This window comes from Janthinobacterium saanense (genome assembly GCF_014200675.1).
In the GTDB taxonomy this organism is placed as follows: Bacteria; Pseudomonadota; Gammaproteobacteria; order Burkholderiales; family Burkholderiaceae_D; genus Janthinobacterium.
The window spans coordinates 95,934-111,565 of the sequence record NZ_JACHCI010000011.1 but is presented as its reverse complement, the minus strand read 5'-3'; the positions used below and the strand labels follow the sequence as shown (position 1 = coordinate 111,565).

The following is a 15,632-nucleotide window of genomic DNA, read 5'->3' as shown; positions in this document are numbered from 1 at the left end:
ATGAGCGATAACACGAATGACACGCCGGTTTCTGCCGCCGCCGGTCCTGGCGCCAACGGCAACTGGGAGCGCGAGGTGCTGGAAAAGCTGGTGTTTGCCACCTTGCAGGAACAGCGCGCACACCGGCGCTGGAGCGTGTTTTTCAAGGTGACAAGCTTGCTGGTCGTGTTGTTTGCCCTGTGGGTGTTTTATGACTACAACAATACCGACGATAGCGAAACCTTGGGGCGTCACACGGCCCTGATCGATATCACGGGCACCATCGATGCCGACGGCAGCGGTTCGGCTGGCGTGGTGATCCCTGCACTGGACAAGGCATTTTCAGATAGCGGTTCGGTCGCAGTGATACTGCATATTAATAGTCCGGGCGGCAGTCCCGTGCAGGCCGGCATGATCGTCGATGAAATGCAGCGCTTGCGCAAAGGGTATCCCGACAAGCCCCTGTATGTGGTGGTCGATGAAATGTGCGCCTCCGGTGGTTATTACATTGCCGCTGCGGCCGACAAGATTTTCGTCAACAAGGCCAGCGTGGTCGGCTCCATCGGCGTGCTGATGGATGGCTTCGGTTTCACGGGGGTGATGGAAAAGGTCGGCGTCGAGCGCCGCTTGCTGACGGCCGGTGAAAACAAAGGTTTCATGGACCCGTTCAGCCCGCTGTCCGAGAAACACAAGGCCTATGCCCAGGGCATGCTCAATGAAATCCACCAGCAATTCATCGACGTGGTGCGCGCCGGGCGCGGCAAGCGCCTGAAAGAAACGCCAGAGATGTTCTCGGGCTTGTTCTGGACCGGCGCCAAAGCCGTCGAAATGGGCCTGGCCGATGATTTCGGCACGGTCGACAGCGTGGCGCGCGATGTCGTCAAGGCCGAAGACATCGTCGATTACACGCAACGCGAAGGCTTGCCTGAACGCGTGCTGAAAAAATTCGGTGCTTCCCTGGGCTCCGGCGCCATGAAGGCGGCCATGGACGACGTCAAGCCGATGTTGCGGTGAAGGAAATGACGCTGTCATTCTGATAGCGTCAGCAAGTATGCCCATGCTAAAAGAGGGTAAATCGCCTTGAAAATGACAGGCTGTGGTCTATATTGACACTGTAGTTCATGTCAAGGGAGGGGCGATACATCATCTATGTTATCGGAAGGCTGGCGGTAATTTGTCAGTACGAACTTGAGCCAGGTTAGTCTTGGAACTACTTGCTGCATCGACGATGCGGTTTTGAGTGAATTTACATTCCTCACTAAAGTCCCGATGGGGCTTGGTAACGGCGGCGCAATGCCGCCGTTACCTTTTGTGCGAATACTGTGTTCAGGGCGGGCAGTGCAGGCTGGAGCTTGCCTGACTGCCATGCTCTTCCGGGCTGCTTCCTGCAGCGATGTTCTCTTGCGCCGCGTCCTGGGCAAAGCCGCCCGCTTCCAGCCAGCACATGAAATGGCATTGCGTCTGTGCATGCCAGCGCGACTGGCAAGGGAGGGGCGGGCAATTATCATGGCAGGATGGGCTCTCCTGCTTTGCCTGCAGGGCTTGCGCTGGCGGCGCGCCTCGCCAGCGCGCCACGGCTAGCCGTACTTTATGCATCGCGCTCTGTTCGATGGCGAGACGCAGCCGCATCTCGTGGATGCTGCCCTCCAGGGCAATATGGTCTATATCATGCATACGAAGCTCTTCTTGGTTCTACCGTTATTCCTAAAGGTCGTTAGGCGGATTCCTAACGTGATTTCAGTCTAGCAATCCAATATTCCGAGCGCTTGATATATCTCAAATGAATTTGCCGCCTGGCTAAAAAAGATGCCTTGAATTTTGCCTGTTTTTTTGCTTTACCCGCGTGTTGAGGGCCGCAGCCCTGCTTCCCGCTGCAGATGCGCGGCGTCTTCACGCTGCAAGCGCCATCTGTTAAAGTCACGCCCATGAGTAAATTATCCCTAGACCGCATCCTGCAATCGCAGGGCTTTGGTACCCGCAAGTATTGCCGCTCCCTCATCGACGATGGCGATGTCGTCATCGATGGCGTGACCCAGACCAATTACCGCACCACCGTCGAAACCGAAGGCCTGGTGCTGCACGTGTTTGAAGAAGAGTGGGTGTATCACGCACACCTGTATCTGGCGCTGCACAAGCCGGCCAACTTCGAATGCTCGCGCAAACCCAGCCACCACCCTGGCGTGCTGACCCTGCTGCCGGAACAGTTCAGCTGGCGCGAAGTGCAGCCGGTCGGCCGGCTCGACCATGATACGACCGGTATGCTGCTGATGTCCGACGATGGCCCGTTTATCCATGCGCAATCGTCGCCGAAACGCCATGTCCCCAAGATTTACCAGGCCACCACCCAAGAACCCGTGACCGATGAGCTGGTGGCGCTGCTGCTGGCTGGCGTGCAATTGCACGACGAGCCTGCGCCGCTGGCCGCCTTGACTTGCGTCAAGCGCGGTGAGCACCAGCTGGAAATCGTGCTGGAACAGGGTAAATACCACCAGGTCAAGCGCATGCTGGCTGCCGCAGGCAACCATTGCAGCGCCTTGCACCGTTCCGCCATCGGCAGCCTGACCCTGGAATCGCTGGGCATCGCCGAAGGCGAGTGGTGTTATCTGACAGCCGAGCAACTGGCGCTGCTGGCCTGATTTCTTCCTGATAATAAAAGCCGGGAATTCCCGGCTTTTTGGCGTCTGATTGGCGCCTATAGCCTGCATCTGACAAATTCCACACATGAAATTAGCCACCTTGAATGACGGCACGCGCGATGGTCAGCTGGCCGTCGTCTCGCGCGACCTGAAAACCGCCCATCTGGCCGACGGCATCGCCTCGACCCTGCAGCGGGCGCTCGACGACTGGACCTTTATCGCGCCGCAACTCGATTTGCTGTACCAGACCCTCAATAGCGGACGCGGCCATCGCGCCTTCGAGTTCGACCCTGCCAACTGCATGGCGCCGCTGCCGCGCAGCCACCTGCGCGTGGCGGGGGTATCTTATTTGCAGCAGGTCGAGCGCGCCTGCAAGGCGGCGGGCCGCGACGTGCCGGCCAATTTGCGCGACACGCCGCTGATGTACCAGGGCGCCAGCGACCGTTTCCTGGGCGCCCAGGATCCCATCGTGCTCGCTTACGAACAGTGGGGCATCGATTATGAAGCGGGGATTGCCGCCATCACGGACGACGTTGCCATGGGCTCGACGGCGGATCAAGCCCACATGGGCATCAAGCTGCTGATGCTGGTCAATGACATCACCCTGCGCAACCTGGCGCCAGATGAGCTGGCCAGCGGCCATGGTTATCTGCAAGCTAAGCCTGCCATGGCTTGCTCGCCGGTGGCGATTACGCCCGACGAGCTGGGGGACGCCTGGCGTGGCGGCAAAGTGTGTTTGCCGCTGCGTTCCAGTCTGAATGGCAAGTTGACGGGCCAGCCTGCCGCAGGCGCCGACATGACTTTTAACTATCCGCAATTGCTGGCCCATCTGTGCCAGACCCGTTCTGCCGGCGCCGGCAGCGTGGTCAGTGCGGGCGGAGTGGCGAATAAGGAGATGAAGAAGGGTTTTTCCAGCATTGTTGAGCGACGTAATCAGGAGATCATGGTCGATGGCGTGGCCATCACGCCGTTCATGTTGTTTGGCGATACCATCCGCATCGAGATGCTGGCAGATGATGGCAAGTCGCTGTTTGGCGCCATCGAACAGAAGGTGGAGCAGGCGGAAGCACGAAAAGGCCGCTAGGTCTTATCGAGATTTGAAAAGCAGGGCATTTACTGCCCTGTTCCGCCGATGGCATGTGGGCTGCAGACTCGATAATGTCTCATGCCCAGTCCCTCATGCGCCTAGCCAGGCCGCAGGACACCACCGGAGTTGATTGATGTCGGAAGACAGCGACGCAGAAAAGACCGAAGCCGCGTCACCGAAGCGCCTCGAGCAGGCGCGTGAGGAAGGCGACGTTCCGCGATCGCGTGAAGTGGCCACGTTTACGGTGCTGATGGCGTCTGGCTGCTGCCTGTGGTTTGCCGGCGATTCCATCGTGCGGCGGCTGTCTGCCGTGATGGTGTCCGGGCTGTCGATGGACCGGGAACAGATAGTGAATCCCAATGCGATGATCTTGCGCATCGCTTACGACATAGGCGCGGTGCTGCTCACCTGCCTGCCGTATGCGGTGGTGATCATGATCGTGGCGCTGGCGTCGCCCTTGCTGGTGGGCGGCTGGCTGTTCAGCTCGAAAGCGTTTACGCCGAATTTCGGCAAGCTCAACCCGATCAAGGGCCTGGGCAATATGTTTTCCAAGAATGCCCTGGTGGAGTTGCTCAAGGCGATAGCCAAGACCATCGTGGTCGGCATCGTCGCCTGGCTGGTGATGCAGCATCACAAGGAAGCGGTGCTGGGGCTGACGGTGGAATCCTTGCGTGTCGGCACGGCGCATCTGGTCAGCCTGCTGATCAGCGCTTTCCTGATCATCGTTGGCGCGCTGGGCTTGATCGCCGCCATCGATGGCCCGTACCAGATGTGGCACTACGCCAATAAAATGAAAATGACCCTGCAGGAAGTCAAGCAGGAGTCGAAGGAATCGGACGGTAATCCGCAGATCAAGGCAAAGATCCGCCAACTGCAGCGCGAAGCCTCGCGCCGCCGCATGATGGCCGATGTGCCGACCGCCGACGTGGTGGTGACCAACCCGACTCACTACGCGGTGGCGCTCAAGTATGGCGCCAATTCGCGCGGCGCGCCGCAAGTGGTGGCCAAGGGCGTCGATGAGGTGGCGGCCAAGATCCGCGAACTGGCTGGCGAACACAAGGTCGCCATCCTGGAAGCGCCGGCCCTGGCGCGTGCCCTGTACAAGCACACGGATATCGGCGACGAGATACCGGAAGCGCTGTACGGCGCCGTGGCCGAAGTGCTGGCCTACGTGTTCCAGTTGCGCTCGTATGGCAATGGCCACGGCCAGCGCCCCGACAAGCCCAGGCAGTTCGATGTGCCGCCCGAGCTTGATCCGCTCAATCCTGCATCACAGAATCAGACTCCACCCGCGCCCGGCGCGGACGACAAGAATAAAGGAAACACACCATGAACGGCGTCACCATGCCAGCCTGGCTGAGCGGATTGAAGGGCAGTGCCAGCAAGGGCCTCGCCGCGCCTGTGATCATCATCATGCTGCTGGCGATGATGGTGCTGCCGCTGCCGGCCTTTATCCTCGACATTTTCTTCAGCTTTAATATTGCCCTGTCCATCATCGTGCTGCTGACGGCGCTGTACACCGTCAAGCCGCTCGATTTCATGGCTTTCCCGACGATTTTGCTGGTATCGACCATGCTGCGGCTGTCGCTGAACGTGGCCTCCACGCGCGTGGTGCTGACGGAAGGCCATACGGGCGCGGATGCGGCCGGTAAGGTGATCGAGGCTTTCGGCCACTTCCTGATCGGCGGCAACTACACGGTCGGTATCGTCGTGTTCATCATCTTGACCATCATCAACTTTACGGTGGTCACCAAGGGTGCGGGCCGTATCGCCGAGGTGGGCGCCCGCTTCGCGCTGGACGCCATGCCCGGTAAGCAGATGGCGATCGATGCCGACTTGAATGCGGGCCTGATCGGCGAAGACGAAGCGCGCCGCCGCCGCACGGAAGTGGCGCAGGAAGCGGAATTCTATGGCGCCATGGACGGCGCCAGTAAATATGTGCGCGGCGATGCCATCGCCGGCATCATGGTTACCGTGATTAACATCGTCGGTGGCCTGATTGTCGGCCTGGTGCAGCACGACATGGGTTTTGCCGATGCATTGAAGAACTACACCTTGCTGGCCATCGGTGATGGTCTGGTGGCGCAGATTCCTTCGCTGATCATTTCCACGGCGGCCGGTATCGTCGTCTCGCGCGTGGCCAGTGAGCAAGATATTGGCACCCAGCTGGTAGGGCAGTTGTTTGCCAAGCCGCAAGTGCTGTACATCACGGCCGGCATCATCGGCGGCATGGGTTTGATACCCGGCATGCCCAACCTGGTGTTTTTGCTGCTGGCTGCCTTGCTCGGTGGTTCGGCCTATATGATTACCAAGGCGGCGGCGAAGAAGAAATCCGATGCCGAGAAGCCTGCCGATGTGCCGCAAGCCACCGTCGCGCCCGAGCAGGAAGAAGCCAGCTGGCAAGACATCATGCCGGTCGACACTCTGGGCCTGGAAGTGGGTTATCGCTTGATACCGCTGGTGGATAAAACGCAGGGCGGCGAATTGCTCAAGCGCATCAAAGGCATCCGCAAGAAATTTGCCCAGGAAGTCGGTTTCCTGGCGCCGCCGGTACACATCCGCGACAACCTGGAATTGAAACCGTCGGCTTACCGCATCACGCTCAAGGGTGTGGAAGTGGGTGTTGGCGAAGCCTATAACGGCCAGTTCCTGGCGATCAATCCCGGCATGGCCAGCGGCACCTTGCCCGGTATTTCCACCAACGATCCGGCTTTCGGCCTGCCTGCCACCTGGATCGAGGCCAGCTTGCGCGACCAGGCGCAATCGATGGGCTATACGGTGGTCGATGCGGGTACGGTGGTCGCCACGCACCTGAATCACTTGATCACCTCGCATGCCTCCGAATTGCTGGGCCGGGCGGAAGTGCAGTCCTTGCTCGATCACCTGGGCAAGGAGTCGCCGCGCCTGGTGGAAGACCTGGTGCCGAAGATGCTGTCGCTGTCGACCCTGCAAAAAGTGCTGCAGAACCTGCTGATGGAAGGCGTGCACATCCGCGACATGCGCACCATTATCGAATCCTTGGCCGAGCACACCGTACATACGCAAGACCCCAACGACTTGACGGCGCTGGTGCGCGTGGCGCTGGGCCGCGCAATCGTGCAGCAATTGTTCCCTGGCGCGGCCGAGTTGTCCGTGATGACCCTGGACAACCGCCTGGAACGGCTGCTGATGCAAGCCATGGGCAATGGTGGCGATGGCGCGGGCATCGAGCCCGGCCTGGCCGATACCATCGCCCAGCAGGCGGGACTGGCTGCCCAGCAACAGGAAGCGATGGGATTGACTCCCGTGCTGCTGGTGCCTGCGCCCTTGCGTGCGCTGCTGTCGCGCTTCCTGCGCCGCGCCTTGCCACAGCTGAAAGTGCTGTCGCATGCCGAAGTGCCGGAAACCAAGACCATCCGCGTGACGAATCTGGTTGGTGCCCAATAATTGTTCAATTTCCCCATGGCAAACTGAATAACGGGTACTTTCCCATCCTGTTCCTTCGATCATTTGCCCATGAGATGGACAATAATCGACACTGTCCGAGTGATCCGTGTCTCATATTGAAGACTGCACTCAAGCAACAGGAGTCGATGATGGTCACACAGTCCAGTCCAGCGCGTGTTATCCCGATGATGGGAGGCCGGCCATGAATGTGAAAAAATTTACCGCCGCGACCTCGCGCGATGCCTTGCGCCGTGTGCGCGAAGCGCTGGGCCCGGATGCCGTGATCCTGTCGAACCGCCAGGGCGACGGCGTGGTGGAAATCCTCGCACTGGCCAATGATGACGCCGCTTCGCTGGCCTCGCCGCCGGCCGCCTCGGAAATGGCCCAGCCGCGTCCCCAGTTGCAAACCCAGTTTACAACGCCGCAGCGCCCGGCTGCCAGTGCAGCCCATCATGCGCCGCGCCATGCACCGGCCAGCGAGCCCATGGACATGGCCCGCATGCAGCAGATGATGGCCAGCGCCCTGGCGCACGTCAAAGAGAACGCGGCCGCCGAAATGAGCGGCATGATGAATGAAATCCGCGCCATGCGCGGCATGATGGAAACCCAGCTGGCAGAAATCTCCTGGGGTTCCACCCAGCAGCGCCAACCGCAAAAAGCCGTGGTGCTGCGTGAAATGCTGGCGGCCGGTTTCTCGGCCAGCCTGGCGCGCTACCTGATCGACAAGCTGCCGGCCAACCTCGATGGCGCGCAAAGCATGCGCTGGATCAAAACGGTGTTGAACCGCAACCTGAACACCATGGCCAATGAAGACGCCATGCTGGAACAGGGCGGCGTGTTTGCCCTGGTCGGCCCGACCGGCGTCGGCAAGACCACCAGCACGGCCAAGCTGGCGGCCCGCTGCGTGATGCGCCACGGTCCTGAAAAGCTGGCCCTGATCACCACCGACGCCTATCGTATCGGCGCCCATGAGCAATTGCGCATCTACGGCAAGATCCTCGGCGTGATGGTGCATTCGGTCAAGGACGAGGCCGACTTGCGCATCGCCCTGAAAGAATTGAAGAACAAGCACACGGTGCTGATCGATACCGTGGGCGTGAGCCAGCGCGACCAGATGGTGACCGAACAGGTGGCCATGCTGTCGGGCGCCGGCGCCGACGTCAAGCGTTTGCTGTGCCTGAACGCCACCGCCACCCAGGAAACCCTGAACGAAGTGGTGCGCGCCTATCAGGGCAGCGGCCTGGCCGGCTGCATCATGACCAAGCTCGATGAAGCGGCCTCGATCGGCAATGTGCTCGACGTGGTGATACGCCAGAAGCTCAATCTGTTTTATGTCTCGAATGGCCAGCGCGTGCCGGAAGACCTGCACCTGGGCGACCGTGGCTATCTGGTCGACCGCGCCTTCAAGCTCAAGCGTGACGCCGCCGCCACCCAGTTTTCCGACGCCGAACTGCCGCTGCTGATGGCGCAGGCAGTCGCCCGCAACCATGAAGCGCGCGGGGCCCACCTTGGCTAATTTTGATTTCGATCAGGCAGAAGGCTTGCGCCGCATGCTGGGCGGCCCGCAGCCGCGCGTGCTGACGGTATTATCGGCCACGCCGCAGGACGACAAGGGGGCCATGCTGATCAACCTGGGCGCCTCGCTGGCCTACACGGGCAATGAAGTGCTGCTGCTGGACGCCTGTGGCAGCAGCGAAGGCGTGGCTGCGCGCCTGGGCCTGGCGCACGGCGCCAGCCTGCTTGACGTGGCGCGCCAGCAGTGCGGCTTGAACCAGGTGATACACCAGGTGCCGCAGGGGTTTGGCGTAGCCACCCTGGGTGCGCGCAACTATCAGATGGATAGCCCCGACTTTGCCACCAATGACGAGTCGCGCCGGCTGGCCAAGACCTTCGAGGTGATGGCGCGCCAGACCGGCATCGTGCTGGTCGACGGCGTGGTCGGCGAGAGCGGCGCCTGCTTTCCCGTGCCGTTGATGGCCACCTCCGATATCGTGGTGCAGGTGTCGAGCAGCGCCGCCTCGATCACGGCGGCGTATAGCCTGATCAAGCGATTGAGCCAGGAACTGGGGCGCCGTCCATTCGGCATCCTGGTGACCGGTGCTTCCGAACTCGAGGCAAAAGTGGTATACGATAATATGGCGCAGGCGGCGAACCGCTACCTGGCCGTGAAACTGACATCGATGGGCTCGGTACCGGCCGATGAATACCTGCATCGCGCGGCGCGGCTGGGCCGCAGCGTGATCGACGCGTTTCCGCTGGCTGGCGCGTCGGTGGCGTTTCGCGCACTGGCCGAACGGCTGGCCCGTTCTGCGGCGCCCGTGCTGGGTTCCACTTTGTGTCAGACGGGGAGTGCACACCATTTCAGCGCCTGAATCGATTAGCAGCACATATATAGAACAATAAGCAGCCTATGTACACGGTTAAAGGAAAATCGAACAAAGACTACTTGCTGACGGAGCATATTCCGCTGGTGAAGCGTCTGGCGCACCATATGAAGGCCAAGCTGCCTCCATCGGTCGAGGTCGACGATCTGATCCAGGCGGGCATGATCGGGCTGCTCGATGCGATCAGCCGCTATGAAGAAACCCATGGCGCGCAGTTCGAGACCTATGCCGTGCTGCGCATCCGCGGCGCCATGCTCGATGAGCTGCGCACCAGCGACTGGCTGCCGCGCAGCATGCGCCAGAACATGCGCAAGATCGAAGAAGCGATGAGCACTTTGCAGCAGCGCCTGGGCCATCCGCCGACCGAGTCGGAAGTGGCCAAGCTGCTGAAAATGCCGCTGGCCGATTACCAGGAAATGCTGGGCGAGGGCGGTGGCCACCAACTGGTGTACTACGAAGATTTTCATGACCCGGACGGCAATGACAGCTTCCTCGACCGCCATTGCGTGGACGAAGACAGCGACCCCTTGCGTTCCCTGCTCGATACCGATTTCCGGCAGTCCGTGATCGACGCCATCGACGCGCTGCCGCCACGCGAGAAAATACTCATGGGCCTGTACTACGAAGAAGAGCTGAACCTGAAGGAGATCGGCGCGGTGATGGGCGTATCGGAATCGCGCGTCTCGCAGCTGCATACCCAGGCCGTCGCGCGCCTGCGCGCAACCTTACGGGAGCAGGCGTGGACTGGTCCAGCGTAATCGGGCTGCTGCTGGCCGTCGCCGGCCTCCTGGTCGGCCAGGCGCTCGAAGGCGGCAAGATGGCCTCCTTGCTGCAGCCGGCCGCTTTCGCCATCGTGGTGATCGGCACCTTCGGCGCCGTGCTGCTGCAAACGCGCTTGCGCACCTTCGTGCGAGGCCTGGAAATGCTGCGCTGGGTCTTCATGCCGCCGCCTGATACGCGCGCTGCGCTGTCGCGCGACATCGGTATATGGAGCTTGACGGCGCGCCGCGACGGCCCGCTGGCGCTGGAGCGCCTGATGGAAAACACCTCTGACCGTTTCAACGCCAAGGGCCTGCGCATGATCGTCGACGGTATCGCGCCCGACAAGCTGCGCCAGCTGCTCGACGTGGAAATCACCGCCTATGAACTGGCCGAGCGCCAGGCCGTCAAGGTGTGGGAATCGGCGGCCGGCTATTCGCCCACCATCGGCATCCTGGGCGCCGTGCTGGGCCTGATACACGTGATGGAAAACCTCACCGACCCGAGTAAACTCGGTGGCGGCATTGCGGTGGCTTTTGTTTCCACCATCTATGGCGTGGGCCTGGCTAATCTGCTGTTCTTGCCGGTAGCCAACAAGCTCAAGGCCATCGTCACGCGCCGCGTCACCCAGTATGAAGTCACCGCTGCCGTGTTTTACGACATCGCCACCGGCGACCATACGCGCATCATCGAAGAGCGCGTATCGAGCCTGCTGCACGAGCACTGACCATGATGCGGCGCGCGCGCAGGAAGTATGACGAAGAGCCGGACAACCAGGACCGCTGGCTAATTTCCTACGCCGACTTCATCACCTTGCTGTTTGCCTTCTTTGTCGTCATGTATGCGCTCTCCCTGGTCAACGAGGGTCGATACCGCGTTTTTTCGGACGCCATCGGCGAGGCCTTCGGCTTGAACAAGGGCGCGCCGCCCCTCATCATGGAAGCGCCGCAGGCGGTCGCCCTGCCGAACCCTGCCTTGAAACGCCGCGCCGAAGCGATACGCCGCGAACGCGAACACATGACGCGGTTGGCGCAGGACCTGACGTCTACCCTGGCGCCGCTGGTGAAAGAGGGAAAAGTGCGCGTGACGCAGACCAGCCGTGGCGTCAGCGTGGAAATCAATGCCAGCGTGCTGTTTGATCCGGGTGCGGCTGCCCTGACGCCGGAATCGGACCAGGCCCTGCGCGCCGTGGCGGTGCTGCTGAAAGACGACACGCACGATGTACAGGTGGAAGGCCATACGGACGTTCAGCCTATCAGCAATTCCAACTTTGCCTCGAACTGGGAACTGTCGGCCGCCCGCTCCAGCGCCGTGGTGCGCCTGTTTATCGCCAGCGGCGTGCAGGCCTCACGCCTGACGGCGGTCGGTCACGCCGACAATATCCCCGTCGCGCCGAACGATACGCCGGAAGGGCGCGCCCGCAACCGCCGGGTCGCCGTGACGATCTTGTCGGGCATCCCGGAAACCGTGACGGAAGTGCCGACGCCGCCAGCTGCACCAGTACCTGCACCGCTGCCCGCCAACCAAGTCCGCTAGCTTGCTACAATCGCGGCCTTTCCCTTTATCTCCATTCATTATGAAAAGCAGTTCCCTGGGCGGCCTCGTCTATTCCACTGAAACGGGCCGCATGTGCCCCGTCTGCCGTCAATCTGTAGCGCAATGCACGTGCAAGGGCGCCGCCAAGGCCGCTCCTGTTGGCGATGGCCAGGTGCGTGTCTCGCGCCAGACCAAGGGCCGGGGCGGCAAGAGCGTCACGGTGGTGAAAGGCCTGGCGCTGGACGCCGTCGCGCTGGCCTTGCTGGGCAAGCAGTTGCGCACCCAGTGCGGCTCGGGGGGCACGGTCAAGGAGGGTGTGATCGAAGTGCAGGGCGACCATGTGGATACCATCATGGCGGCACTGACGTCACTGGGACACAAGCCGAAAAAAGCTGGCGGCTGAGGCCTAATTGAAATGCAGTTTTACGGTGTCAACCAATAACGACTCTGCGGCTGACGGTATTGCTGGTGGCCTGGCCGCTGGGGCCATAGAAATTGCCGCTTTGGGCGGGAGGGCGTACGGCGTTCAGTGCGCCCTGGGTGTGCAGCATGTGCTTGTTGACAAGCAGGCTGTTCAATCGATTTTGTTCCTTGGCCTCGCGCGTGGTGGCCAGCAATTCTGCCCACAGCGCTGCCGCTTCGGGGTTGCCGGCCTGGGCCAGCCAGCCATCCATGCCTTGTTCGGCGGCGGCAAAACCGGCTGCCGCCAGCGCCTGGTGGCGTTGCGCCGCCAGCTGGCTCAACTGGCCGACCAGCGCCGTCTTGCGTGTCGTGATCTCCGTGATGGCATCGATTTCAGCTGCAACCAGATGCAGCTGTTCTTCTTTCATCAATGCCAGCAATGTGCTCATGCGCTCTTGTTCATCGCGCAGGCTGGAAAACGGCGTCACTGATTGCATGGGGAAACCTATCTATTTCGTGAGTGCAGCAAGTCCTTGACTGTGTCCAAAAGACCGTCCGCCACTTTTTCAGAATTGACCTGGAACTGGCCGTCGGCGATGGCGAGCTTGATGCGTTCCACTTTTTTAGTGTCGAACACGCCACCGCTGCCGGCAGTTGCACTGGCCGCTAATGCCTGTCCTTGCGAGGACAGGCGTACATTGTCCGACGTCGTCGGTGCTGCTTGTGCTTTCTCTGCAGTGCGGGCGCCTGAAGTAGTGGTCGGCGCGACCGGCAAAGCGGGATTGCTCTTGATGGTATCGGTAATTTTCACAACATGATCCTCGTCTGGTCGAAGTCAAAAAACTCCGGGATATGTCTTATTATCGGCACTGTATCTTGAAACTTTAGTGCCCCAGACGACAATATCGCTGTCCAGCCCGCTTTAAAAAGCCACCTCCACCATGCCGCCCGCGCGCGCCACACCGCTGATTTGCTGGCCGCTTTGCGTACGTACCTGCACTACCTGGCCATCGCCTGCATTGCCGATGGCGCGCCCTTCAGATGCCACCTGGAAACCATTGCCACTCGACACGACCCGCACCAGCTGGCCCTGGATCACCACCGGTTTGCGGCGCAGGGTGTCCAGGCGCATCGGCGTGCCCGGTGGCAACGATACATTGGCGCTGGCGCCGACTACCTGGGCCATGTCGGTGGCTATGCCGGCCGGCAAGGCGGCCAGGTCGCCCTGCATGGTTAGCAGCTGGGTAGCGTCTATCGTTTGTCCTTGCGCCAGCGGCGCGGCGCTGGCGATGTAATCGCCGACCACTGCCACATTGGCTTGCAAATAAATAGTCCAGTTGGCGGGCTGGGTGCAGCGCACGCCGACCGTGGTTTTGCCCCAGGCGCGCGCACCGGGCGCCATGAAGGCTTGCGGCGCAGGGCAGGGCGCCAGGTTCAGGCGCGGATCGACAGCGCCGACGGTGACCGTCACTTTGCCGGGCAAGCCATTGCTTTGCACCAGCAGGAATTGTTCCACGCTTTGCCGCAGCGCTTCCGGCGACTGGCGCCCGGCAGCCGCGTTTTGCGCCTGTGCCAGCGGCGCCAATGCAGCCAGTGCCAGCAGCAGGGAGAGAGCGGAAGAAAGCGGTTTTTTCATGGTGATAGGCCTCTGGAATAGTGCCATGATAGTCCGCGCCAGCGTGATCGAAGCGAGGATTAAGGGGTAAAAGTGCGGTCTGATCCAGCGATGGCTGGTTGGGGCGCCGCCGTACTATCTTTCCTGTCATCACTAAACCGCCATCTTCCGCCATGCTCACGTCAAACCGGGCGCCAGCGGCGACTTTTTCCGGAGCCTGAAATGATAGGTAAACTCGACGATTACATGCGTTTCAATGAGACGGCGCTGAGCTTGCGTTCGACGCGCCAGGAAGTGCTCGCTTCGAATATCGCCAATGCCGATACGCCCAATTACAAGGCGCGCGATGTCGATTTCGCCAGTGCCCTGAAAGGCGCGCTGGCCAAGGCCGGTGGCGCGGCGCCGGCATTGAAGGGTACTTCGCCCCAGCATATGGCGGGCAAGGGTGTGGCGGGCGCGGCGGGTAGCAAGGCGGCCGGCAGCCTGGCCGATGGCACGCCGCTGCTGTACCGCGCGCCGGCCCAGGGCGCGGTCGATGGCAATACGGTCGATATGGATCTGGAGCGTAACGCCTTTGCCGACAACGCCATCCGTTATGAAACAGCCATCACGCTGCTCAATGGCCAGATCAAGGGCATGCTCACGGCCATCCAGGGAGGACAATAATCATGTCGCTATTTAATATTTTTAATGTTTCCGGTTCGGCCATGAGCGCCCAGGCGCAGCGGCTCAACACGGTGGCCAGCAACCTCGCCAATGCCGACAGCGCCACCAGCGCCAGTGGCGAAGCGTACCGGGCCAAGCAGGTGGTATTCGAAGCCGTACCCATGGCCAATGGCGCCACCGCCGTCAAGGTGCAAAAAGTCATCGACGACCCGTCGCCGATGAAGCTGGTGTATGACCCGAAAAACCCGCTGGCCGACGACAAGGGCTATGTCACCATGCCCAACGTGAATACGGTCGATGAAATGGTCAACATGCTGTCGGCTTCGCGCTCGTACCAGACGAACGTGGAAACCATGAACGCGGCCAAGTCGCTGCTCCTGAAAACCCTCACTCTTGGCCAATAAGGCTCATTACTATGGCTACCGTTGATACCAGTTCCTCCATCTCGAATGACTTGATGGCGACGATGAATCCGAAGAAGACCGTCGTCGATCCCAACAGTGTCGAGGCGCAAACCAATAAATTCCTGACCCTGCTGGTGACCCAGCTGCAAAATCAGGATCCGATGAATCCGCTCGACAATGCACAGCTGACTAGCCAGCTGGCGCAGCTGTCGACGGTGACGGGCATTAACAATCTCAACACGACCCTGGACAGCTTGAAATCGAGCTATCAGCAAGCTGAATCGATGCAGGCAGCCAATATCATCGGTCACGGCGTCTTGACGGCGGGCAATAGTATCAACCTGAGCAAGAGTGCCGCGCTGCTGGGCGTGGATCTGACGACGGCGGCCGACAAGGTCAAGGTGGACATTTACGACAAGTCCGGCAAGCTGGTGCATTCCATCGACCTGGGCGCGCAAGATCCTGGCACCTTGCCGCTGGGCTGGAACGGCACTACCGGTGATCTCGATGCGGATGGCAAGCCGGTGGTGCTGCCTGATGGTGCTTACACCTTCAAGGTAGTGGCGACGCGCGGCGGTACCGAGTTGAAAGACGCGACTGCCCTGATGTTCGGTTCGGTGGCCAGCGTGTCGACGGGCGCCAGCGGCGTGAAATTGAATGTGCCGGGTGTGGGCAGTATCACCATGGCGGATGTAAAGCAGATTCTGTAACTCAGGCCGATCCGGTCTCCCTACCTCA

General features: G+C 61.0%; 18 protein-coding genes. 14 read left to right on the top strand and 4 right to left on the bottom strand.

The features are described from left to right. Positions 1–993, top strand: coding sequence for a S49 family peptidase (locus HDE72_RS16070; protein ID WP_183742696.1), 993 nt, complete (start codon positions 1–3; stop codon positions 991–993). A 312-nt stretch (positions 994–1,305) separates the two neighbouring features. Here the strand turns inward: HDE72_RS16070 and HDE72_RS16065 are convergent, their stop codons facing one another. Continuing rightward, positions 1,306–1,653 carry a hypothetical protein gene (locus tag HDE72_RS16065; RefSeq protein ID WP_183742694.1) on the bottom strand — a complete coding sequence of 116 codons (348 nt, stop codon included), beginning with the start codon at positions 1,651–1,653 and terminating at the stop codon, positions 1,306–1,308. A 251-nt stretch (positions 1,654–1,904) separates the two neighbouring features. Between HDE72_RS16065 and HDE72_RS16060 the strand changes: the two genes are divergently transcribed. The 10 genes from HDE72_RS16060 to HDE72_RS16015 all read left to right on the top strand — a co-directional run bounded on the left by HDE72_RS16060 (position 1,905) and on the right by HDE72_RS16015 (position 12,210). Further along, positions 1,905–2,615 carry a pseudouridine synthase gene (locus HDE72_RS16060; protein WP_183742693.1) on the top strand — a complete coding sequence of 237 codons (711 nt, stop codon included), beginning with the start codon at positions 1,905–1,907 and terminating at the stop codon, positions 2,613–2,615. Between the two features lie 85 nt (positions 2,616–2,700). Further along, positions 2,701–3,699 carry a fumarylacetoacetate hydrolase family protein gene (locus tag HDE72_RS16055; RefSeq protein WP_183742691.1) on the top strand — a complete coding sequence of 333 codons (999 nt, stop codon included), beginning with the start codon at positions 2,701–2,703 and terminating at the stop codon, positions 3,697–3,699. A 136-nt stretch (positions 3,700–3,835) separates the two neighbouring features. Further along, positions 3,836–5,035, top strand: coding sequence for a flagellar biosynthesis protein FlhB (gene flhB, locus HDE72_RS16050; RefSeq protein ID WP_183742681.1), 1,200 nt, complete (start codon positions 3,836–3,838; stop codon positions 5,033–5,035). Further along, positions 5,032–7,128 carry a flagellar biosynthesis protein FlhA gene (gene flhA, locus HDE72_RS16045; RefSeq protein WP_183742679.1) on the top strand — a complete coding sequence of 699 codons (2,097 nt, stop codon included), beginning with the start codon at positions 5,032–5,034 and terminating at the stop codon, positions 7,126–7,128. The genes flhB and flhA overlap by 4 nt, the downstream gene beginning before the upstream one ends. Positions 7,129–7,330: 202 nt before the next feature. Continuing rightward, positions 7,331–8,644 carry a flagellar biosynthesis protein FlhF gene (gene flhF, locus HDE72_RS16040; RefSeq protein ID WP_183742677.1) on the top strand — a complete coding sequence of 438 codons (1,314 nt, stop codon included), beginning with the start codon at positions 7,331–7,333 and terminating at the stop codon, positions 8,642–8,644. Beyond that, a complete protein-coding gene (locus tag HDE72_RS16035) occupies positions 8,637–9,500 on the top strand; it encodes a MinD/ParA family ATP-binding protein (protein ID WP_183742675.1) in 864 nt (287 codons plus the stop codon). The genes flhF and HDE72_RS16035 overlap by 8 nt, the downstream gene beginning before the upstream one ends. A 38-nt stretch (positions 9,501–9,538) precedes the next feature. Further along, the gene (locus tag HDE72_RS16030; RefSeq protein WP_183742673.1) at positions 9,539–10,270 is read left to right on the top strand and encodes an RNA polymerase sigma factor FliA; all 732 of its coding nucleotides are present in this window, start codon (positions 9,539–9,541) and stop codon (positions 10,268–10,270) included. Beyond that, positions 10,252–10,998 carry a flagellar motor protein gene (locus HDE72_RS16025; RefSeq protein ID WP_183742671.1) on the top strand — a complete coding sequence of 249 codons (747 nt, stop codon included), beginning with the start codon at positions 10,252–10,254 and terminating at the stop codon, positions 10,996–10,998. Before HDE72_RS16030 ends, HDE72_RS16025 begins: the two co-directional genes overlap by 19 nt. A 5-nt stretch (positions 10,999–11,003) precedes the next feature. Next, the gene (gene motD, locus HDE72_RS16020; protein WP_183742852.1) at positions 11,004–11,807 is read left to right on the top strand and encodes a flagellar motor protein MotD; all 804 of its coding nucleotides are present in this window, start codon (positions 11,004–11,006) and stop codon (positions 11,805–11,807) included. A gap of 40 nt (positions 11,808–11,847) precedes the next feature. Then, complete coding sequence (locus HDE72_RS16015) at positions 11,848–12,210, top strand: translation initiation factor Sui1 (RefSeq protein ID WP_183742669.1); 363 nt, start codon at positions 11,848–11,850, stop codon at positions 12,208–12,210. A 28-nt stretch (positions 12,211–12,238) separates the two neighbouring features. Here the strand turns inward: HDE72_RS16015 and HDE72_RS16010 are convergent, their stop codons facing one another. The 3 genes from HDE72_RS16010 to flgA form a co-directional block, all read right to left on the bottom strand. Continuing rightward, positions 12,239–12,706, bottom strand: a complete 468-nt coding sequence (locus tag HDE72_RS16010) for a flagella synthesis protein FlgN (RefSeq protein WP_183742667.1) — start codon at positions 12,704–12,706, stop codon at positions 12,239–12,241. An 8-nt stretch (positions 12,707–12,714) separates the two neighbouring features. Next, positions 12,715–13,020 (bottom strand): flagellar biosynthesis anti-sigma factor FlgM, encoded by a 306-nt coding sequence (gene flgM, locus HDE72_RS16005; protein ID WP_183742665.1) that lies wholly within the window; start codon positions 13,018–13,020, stop codon positions 12,715–12,717. A gap of 111 nt (positions 13,021–13,131) precedes the next feature. Then, the gene (gene flgA, locus HDE72_RS16000; RefSeq protein ID WP_183742660.1) at positions 13,132–13,845 is read right to left on the bottom strand and encodes a flagellar basal body P-ring formation chaperone FlgA; all 714 of its coding nucleotides are present in this window, start codon (positions 13,843–13,845) and stop codon (positions 13,132–13,134) included. A gap of 201 nt (positions 13,846–14,046) precedes the next feature. Between flgA and flgB the strand changes: the two genes are divergently transcribed. Genes flgB through HDE72_RS15985 form a run of 3 tightly spaced genes read left to right on the top strand, consistent with a single transcriptional unit; the run spans position 14,047 to position 15,604 of the window. Next, a complete protein-coding gene (gene flgB, locus HDE72_RS15995; protein WP_183742659.1) occupies positions 14,047–14,490 on the top strand; it encodes a flagellar basal body rod protein FlgB in 444 nt (147 codons plus the stop codon). 2 nt (positions 14,491–14,492) lie between these two features. Next, complete coding sequence (gene flgC / locus HDE72_RS15990; RefSeq protein ID WP_183675666.1) at positions 14,493–14,894, top strand: flagellar basal body rod protein FlgC; 402 nt, start codon at positions 14,493–14,495, stop codon at positions 14,892–14,894. Positions 14,895–14,905: 11 nt separating this feature from the next. After that, complete coding sequence (locus tag HDE72_RS15985; protein WP_183742658.1) at positions 14,906–15,604, top strand: flagellar hook assembly protein FlgD; 699 nt, start codon at positions 14,906–14,908, stop codon at positions 15,602–15,604. Positions 15,605–15,632 lie beyond the last annotated feature (28 nt).

Coding starts and splice junctions, on each gene's coding strand:
- HDE72_RS16015 (WP_183742669.1), top strand. CDS start 11,848: ATGAAAAGCAGTTCCCTGGGCGGCCTCGTCTATTCCACTGAAACGGGC.
- motD (WP_183742852.1), top strand. CDS start 11,004: ATGCGGCGCGCGCGCAGGAAGTATGACGAAGAGCCGGACAACCAGGAC.
- flgC (WP_183675666.1), top strand. CDS start 14,493: ATGTCGCTATTTAATATTTTTAATGTTTCCGGTTCGGCCATGAGCGCC.
- HDE72_RS16010 (WP_183742667.1), bottom strand. CDS start 12,706: ATGCAATCAGTGACGCCGTTTTCCAGCCTGCGCGATGAACAAGAGCGC.
- HDE72_RS16060 (WP_183742693.1), top strand. CDS start 1,905: ATGAGTAAATTATCCCTAGACCGCATCCTGCAATCGCAGGGCTTTGGT.
- flhF (WP_183742677.1), top strand. CDS start 7,331: ATGAATGTGAAAAAATTTACCGCCGCGACCTCGCGCGATGCCTTGCGC.
- HDE72_RS16065 (WP_183742694.1), bottom strand. CDS start 1,653: ATGCATGATATAGACCATATTGCCCTGGAGGGCAGCATCCACGAGATG.
- HDE72_RS15985 (WP_183742658.1), top strand. CDS start 14,906: ATGGCTACCGTTGATACCAGTTCCTCCATCTCGAATGACTTGATGGCG.
- flhB (WP_183742681.1), top strand. CDS start 3,836: ATGTCGGAAGACAGCGACGCAGAAAAGACCGAAGCCGCGTCACCGAAG.
- HDE72_RS16030 (WP_183742673.1), top strand. CDS start 9,539: ATGTACACGGTTAAAGGAAAATCGAACAAAGACTACTTGCTGACGGAG.
- HDE72_RS16055 (WP_183742691.1), top strand. CDS start 2,701: ATGAAATTAGCCACCTTGAATGACGGCACGCGCGATGGTCAGCTGGCC.
- flgB (WP_183742659.1), top strand. CDS start 14,047: ATGATAGGTAAACTCGACGATTACATGCGTTTCAATGAGACGGCGCTG.
- HDE72_RS16070 (WP_183742696.1), top strand. CDS start 1: ATGAGCGATAACACGAATGACACGCCGGTTTCTGCCGCCGCCGGTCCT.
- flhA (WP_183742679.1), top strand. CDS start 5,032: ATGAACGGCGTCACCATGCCAGCCTGGCTGAGCGGATTGAAGGGCAGT.
- flgA (WP_183742660.1), bottom strand. CDS start 13,845: ATGAAAAAACCGCTTTCTTCCGCTCTCTCCCTGCTGCTGGCACTGGCT.